This is a genomic window from Pararobbsia alpina (assembly GCF_902859895.1).
GTDB lineage: Bacteria > Pseudomonadota > Gammaproteobacteria > Burkholderiales > Burkholderiaceae > Pararobbsia > Pararobbsia alpina.
This window is the reverse complement of record NZ_CADIKM010000152.1, coordinates 1-1,516: the sequence shown is the minus strand read 5'-3', so window position 1 is coordinate 1,516 and position 1,516 is coordinate 1. Positions and strand designations below refer to the sequence as shown.

At 59.4% G+C, this 1,516-nt stretch carries 1 protein-coding gene, 3 tRNA genes and 1 rRNA gene; all 5 read right to left on the bottom strand.

Annotation, left to right across the window (positions count from 1 at the left end):
* The coding region (locus HV670_RS29965; protein WP_175108053.1) for an elongation factor Tu at positions 1 to 810 on the bottom strand (810 nt) is incomplete at its 3' end.
* A gap of 62 nt (positions 811 to 872) precedes the next feature.
* A tRNA-Thr gene (locus HV670_RS29960) sits at positions 873 to 947 on the bottom strand.
* Positions 948 to 970: 23 nt separating this feature from the next.
* A tRNA-Gly gene (locus HV670_RS29955) sits at positions 971 to 1,044 on the bottom strand.
* A 35-nt stretch (positions 1,045 to 1,079) separates the two neighbouring features.
* Positions 1,080 to 1,165, bottom strand: a tRNA-Tyr gene (locus HV670_RS29950).
* Between the two features lie 252 nt (positions 1,166 to 1,417).
* A 5S ribosomal RNA gene (gene rrf, locus HV670_RS32555) occupies positions 1,418 to 1,516 on the bottom strand; the annotation flags it as partial.

Below are 1,516 nucleotides of genomic sequence, written 5' to 3'. Positions count from 1 at the left end.
TTGGTCCAGCAGCTTGCGGAACATTTCCACGCCCGTGCACGTCGTCTTGACCGTGTCCTTGATCCCGACGATTTCGATTTCTTCGCCGACCTTCACGATGCCGCGCTCAACACGGCCCGTCACCACCGTACCGCGACCCGAGATCGAGAACACGTCTTCGATCGGCATCAGGAACGCACCATCCACCGCACGCTCCGGCGTCGGGATGTACGAGTCCAGCGCATCGGCCAGCGCGAAAATCGCCGTCTCGCCCAGCTCGCCCTTGTCGCCTTCCAGCGCCAGCTTCGCCGAACCCTTCACGATAGGCACGTCATCGCCCGGGAAGTCGTACTTCGAGAGCAGTTCGCGCACTTCCATTTCGACGAGCTCGAGTAGCTCGGCGTCGTCCACCATGTCGCACTTGTTCAGGAACACGATGATGTAAGGCACGCCCACCTGACGGGCCAACAGGATGTGCTCGCGCGTCTGCGGCATCGGGCCGTCAGCGGCCGAGCACACCAGGATCGCGCCGTCCATCTGCGCGGCGCCCGTGATCATGTTCTTCACATAGTCGGCGTGGCCCGGGCAGTCAACGTGCGCATAGTGGCGCGCTTCCGTTTCGTACTCGACGTGTGCCGTGTTGATCGTGATGCCGCGCGCCTTTTCTTCCGGCGCCGCGTCGATCTGGTCGTAGGCCTTTGCTTCGCCGCCGAACTTGCGCGACAGCACCGTCGTGATCGCTGCCGTCAGCGTCGTCTTGCCATGGTCCACGTGACCGATGGTCCCCACGTTCACGTGCGGCTTGGTCCGCTCGAATTTACCTTTAGCCATACTTGCTCCTAACAGGAATATTCACCGGTTGCGCCGCGCGCAAACACAAAACGAAAAGCTAATGGTGCCCATGAGCAGGATCGAACTGCTGACCTCTCCCTTACCAAGGGAGTGCTCTACCACTGAGCCACATGGGCGAAGATTTTCACGACTGCAATTCTGGAGCGGGCGAAGGGAATCGAACCCTCGTCATAAGCTTGGAAGGCTTCAGCTCTACCATTGAGCTACGCCCGCTCGGGTATCTACTCTGACTTCGCCGCAATTTGTTCTGGTGGAGGAGGTTGGATTCGAACCAACGTAGGCGTAAGCCAACAGATTTACAGTCTGCCCCCTTTAGCCACTCGGGCACCCCTCCTTCAGAGAGCTATGGATTATGAGCCAACGGTTTGACCATGTCAACAACACATGAATGCAAAATCGATGCCCAGTTCACCATGTCCCTACCCTAGGGCGTGTCTGGCCGACCGCCAGGCGGGTCAGACAGAGGCTCGCCCAGGTCCGCCTCGAGCCGTTCAGGCCTCGGGCTTTGCCCGCGTTTCTTGCGGCTTTTCGGTCCGCAAAAGCAAAAAGCCCTGCTCGATTGAGCAGGGCTTTTTGGGGTGTAACAGCCTGACGATTACCTACTTTCACACGGGAACCCGCACTATCATCGGCGTGGAGTCGTTTCACGGTCCTGTTCGGGATGGGAAGGGGTGGGACCAACTCG